General features: G+C 65.4%; 4 protein-coding genes and 1 pseudogene. 1 reads left to right on the plus strand and 4 read right to left on the minus strand.

Annotated features, from left to right (window positions below; genetic code table 11):
* The 3 genes and pseudogenes from G3480_RS25380 to traL all read right to left on the minus strand — a co-directional run.
* A pseudogene (locus G3480_RS25380) lies at nt 1–485 on the minus strand (hypothetical protein); the annotation flags it as partial.
* 46 nt (nt 486–531) lie between these two features.
* Complete coding sequence (locus G3480_RS25385) at nt 532–1,149, minus strand: TraE/TraK family type IV conjugative transfer system protein (RefSeq protein ID WP_164656999.1); 618 nt, start codon at nt 1,147–1,149, stop codon at nt 532–534.
* A gap of 10 nt (nt 1,150–1,159) precedes the next feature.
* A complete protein-coding gene (traL, locus tag G3480_RS25390) occupies nt 1,160–1,441 on the minus strand; it encodes a type IV conjugative transfer system protein TraL (RefSeq protein ID WP_164657000.1) in 282 nt (93 codons plus the stop codon).
* A gap of 261 nt (nt 1,442–1,702) precedes the next feature.
* Between traL and G3480_RS25395 the strand changes: the two genes are divergently transcribed.
* Complete coding sequence (locus tag G3480_RS25395; RefSeq protein ID WP_240906069.1) at nt 1,703–2,290, plus strand: aldose epimerase family protein; 588 nt, start codon at nt 1,703–1,705, stop codon at nt 2,288–2,290.
* On the opposite strand, the gene G3480_RS25400 is transcribed toward G3480_RS25395, so the two are convergent.
* Nucleotides 2,273–3,685 (minus strand): ISAs1 family transposase (locus G3480_RS25400; RefSeq protein ID WP_164657001.1); only part of this gene is annotated, 1,413 nt, incomplete at its 5' end. The two genes, G3480_RS25395 and G3480_RS25400, sit on opposite strands and share 18 nt — an antisense overlap.

Here is a 3,685-nt window from a genome sequence, read left to right on the forward strand (position 1 = left end):
CGCCGTGGGGCGAGCGTCAGGGACAGCGCATGGTTGGGGTCCGAGGCATCGCTGACGAAGAGGGTCACCGGCGTCTCACTCCCAGTGGCGACATAGATGGCTGAGCCGTCGACACTGGTGCTGGCGTCCGAGACGGTGCGCACCTGCGGATTCGGGAAAGGGGTGAGGATGCGGTTCAGATGATCGATGGCGATCTCGAGGATGAGGTTGACGCCGATGGTGGCCTGCACCGTCACCGGGCCGACCTCGAGGTGGGTCGGATGCTCAGCCGGCGACTCCGCCTTCACGCGCAGGAAGCGCCCACCCCAGTCGTCCGGTTCCAGGGTCCACTCACCGGCGAGCACGGCGTCCGGGATCGGCGGCAGCTCGATGCCGATGTCCTCGGGCTGCGCCACGGCTGAGCCGATGACCGCAAAGAGCACCGCCACGATCATCGCGAGTGTTAGCACCGAAGCACGGGGGTCAGGCAGGCGGCAACTCAGCATGTCTCAAGTCCTCGATCGATCGGGCGGATGGACGGCCCGGGCGGTGTCACTGGGTCGACGCCGCCGGGGCGACGTCTGCCGTTGAATCCGCTCCGCGTTGCTTGCGCTCACGCGCATCCTGATAGGCATCCAGGTACGTGATGAGCGGGCGGTAGTTGCGGAAGGCGACCTGCACCTCGTAGGTCCGGGGCCGGGTCACCGGATCGGCACCGGGACCGGTGATGACCTGCTTGCCGCTGACCCGCACGCGATCGGTACCGGCCTCGTACTGCACCAGCTCGGGGGCAAAGCGCACACTCACCCGGTCGCGCTGGAGCGCCTCGACCTGGTCGTCGAGGATTCCGGCGACGGCGCGGCGCAGACCTGGGCTGAGCAATGGCTCGAGCGTCTGGCGCAGAAAGGGCGCATTGGTCGGGGTGACGTTGCCGAGCAGCTCGGTGACGAAGAGGCCCCAGGCCTCCTTGACCTCCTGACTGGCCGAGGCGCGCGCGACATTGACCTGACTCTCGAGGATCGGTGGCACCAGGACCACGGTGCGCTCGGCCTGCAGCAGCGCGCTGAGGGTGAGCAGGTTGGTGGCGAACAACGCGATCAGGAGACCGCGGTGGAAGCGGTTCTCGGTGACCAGGCGCTGCCAGGTCTGGCGAAAGCGCACCAGGTTCATGCGCCCGGCCTCATGGCAGATAGCGCCGCACGAAGGGGTTGGGCGTGCTGCGGTGCCCCATCGGCATCAGGCCGATCCAGTAGAGCGCGTGCAACGCATAGCCGTCGGCACGGCTCTCGCGGAAGCGGCCGTAGAGGCGCACGGTCACCCATCCGAGCAGGATGAAGATCAGCGGCTGATTGACCAGGATGCCGATCACCAGCACCAGGAAGAAGGGCGTGACATCGTCGATGCGCCAGAACAGCAGGTTCGGCGGATCGTCGATGTGACGGGGCAGCTCCAGGGTCGCCATCGGGGTCGCTCGCTCCGGGTGAGACAGTCGCTTCGGTGTGCAAAACGATGCCGACTTTCCCGCGCCGCGTCAGCAAACAACGGTTATTCGCGGAAGAACCGTTTCTGGGCAGTGGGCAGAAACGTCGTCCGATCACGAGCAGCGTTCAAGATGAGCGCACCAGCACACTGGAAGCGTCGAGCCTCCCTGTGCGCAAGGTCTAGACTGTCCTCCACCAACACCATCGGGCATGCCGACCGATTCAACCAGGAGCGACCCGCCATGACATCCGAGCGACTCAACGCGGACTTTGGACTCGCCGAGCACCTTGTCTTCTTCAACGGACCCGGCGGACTGGTGCAGGCACGCCTGGCGTGTTCCTGGGGAGCGGCGGTGGTCTCGACCTACGCCGGTCAGGTCTTGAGCTATGTGCCGGCCGGCGCGGCGCAGGATCTGCTGTTCGTCTCCGAGCAGGCCGCCTACCAGGCGGGCAAGGCCATCAAAGGCGGCATCCCGGTGTGCTGGCCCTGGTTCGGCCCCGATCCGCAGGGGCTGGGCCGTCCTCAGCATGGATTTGTCCGCAACCGTCAGTGGCAGGTCACCGGGAGCCATCGATCGGCGGACGGCGCGGTCCGGCTGGTCTTGGGTGTGACCGACACCGACGAGACCCGTCAACGCTGGCCGTCTGCGTTCGCGTTGCGGATCGAGGTCACCCTGGGTCAGGCCCTCCAGGTCACGCTGGTCACGGAAAACCACAGCGACGCCGCCATGGAGATCGGCCAGGCCCTGCACACCTATTTCAAGGTGGGCGATGTCAACCGGGCCAGAGTCGTCGGCCACGGCAAATCCGTTCTAACCTGCAGGCGCTGATTGGGCGGCGCGGGGAGCGGAGTTTGCCGTCATGCCCAGATAGTCGAAGACACGACGGACTTTACGGGCGAGTTTGTCAATGGTTGCCGAGACGGAATCGTTCGATTTCGCTTTGATCAGCCCGATGGCGAAGCGGCGCAGGCGGGTGATGTTTTCGGGTCCGTGGCCGGTGCGGATGGTGCAGTGATCCTCGTCCCAGTTCCAGTCAAGGATCCAGTGATGAGCCTCGACACCCCAGTGCCCACGGTTAAAGCCAAGTAGACGCGCGGGATCGGCGCTGTCGGGGGTGTGATCAGTGACACCGTAGACCGTCTCGATGGAGACCTTGCCGGTCTTCTTCTCGATGGTGTGTCGCTCAATGGCGAAGATCTGACCGACGTGGGGGAAGTCGAGAGAGGCGTTCAGCGCCGTCGAGGTCCAAATGGAACGACGTTCGAGGCGCCCGTGGTGCAGGGACCAAGGCTCACGGAAATCCGCCTCGGCGCGCTCGGCGAAGTGCAGGCGGATATCGGCGCTGAGCGTCGGTTGGTTGTCCTTGGCGGTGAAGAGAAAATGCGCACCGCGTTCGACCAGATACTCGGCGAGCTTGCGCTGGGTGAGCAGGGCGTCGGCGGTGATGGTCTTGCCGGCGATGTCGAGCGGTTCGAGCACCGGGATCGCCATCCCGATCTCGTTGGTACGCTTGAGTTCATCGCTGCCATCGACAGGCAGAGAGGCGACTTTTTTTTGGGTGTGACAGCGCTGCGTTTGATGTCCGACGACACCGAGGATATGGGTCTGGCGTCCCTCAGCGTCGATCGCATTGCACATTGTCTTGCCATCAATGGCCAAGCCCTCGTCGTCGGCGGCCAGCTGCGCATTCCAGCCCTGCACCGCCTGATCGAGGGCGCCGGGATCAACCCGCGTGAGCATATCGCGAATGCGGGTGCGGCTCGGGACCTCGTAGCGCCCGTGACGATAGCGGCAGCCAAAGCGCGCACGGGCGGCCTGGCCAAGATCCTTCGCCCAGGCGGGGATCGCCTTATCGCCACGCGCCCCGCACAACACCGCACCGGCGGCGATGGCGAGCACCGCCGGCAAGGGATGGCGCCGACCTTGGCTGCGACGTGGATCGGGCACATCGGCAAAGAACTCAGGAAGCGAACGCATCTGCTTGGCACTCAACATCAGTTTCGGGGCTCCGTCGTGGTCAAGAGGATCGCGCATTGGATGGGCCAGACGTGCCTGGGCGCGCGCGATCAAGGGACAAACAAAGACGCGCTTGGCGCCATCGGCACGGTCGCTGTAGTCGGCGCGCGTGCGTCGATACTCGCGCGTCTGCCTGACCTCCGGGCAGTTGGCGTCTCGATCGCTGGTGCCGGTAAAGCAGCGCGGATCGACGAAGGTCTCCAGCAG

Source organism: Thiorhodococcus mannitoliphagus, assembly GCF_010915725.1.
GTDB classification, from domain to species: domain Bacteria; phylum Pseudomonadota; class Gammaproteobacteria; order Chromatiales; family Chromatiaceae; genus Thiorhodococcus; species Thiorhodococcus mannitoliphagus.

Bases quoted from the DNA above. Each gene is read 5' to 3' on its own strand.
- G3480_RS25385 (WP_164656999.1), bottom strand. From the start codon at position 1,149: ATGAACCTGGTGCGCTTTCGCCAGACCTGGCAGCGCCTGGTCACCGAG.
- traL (WP_164657000.1), bottom strand. From the start codon at position 1,441: ATGGCGACCCTGGAGCTGCCCCGTCACATCGACGATCCGCCGAACCTG.
- G3480_RS25395 (WP_240906069.1), top strand. From the start codon at position 1,703: ATGACATCCGAGCGACTCAACGCGGACTTTGGACTCGCCGAGCACCTT.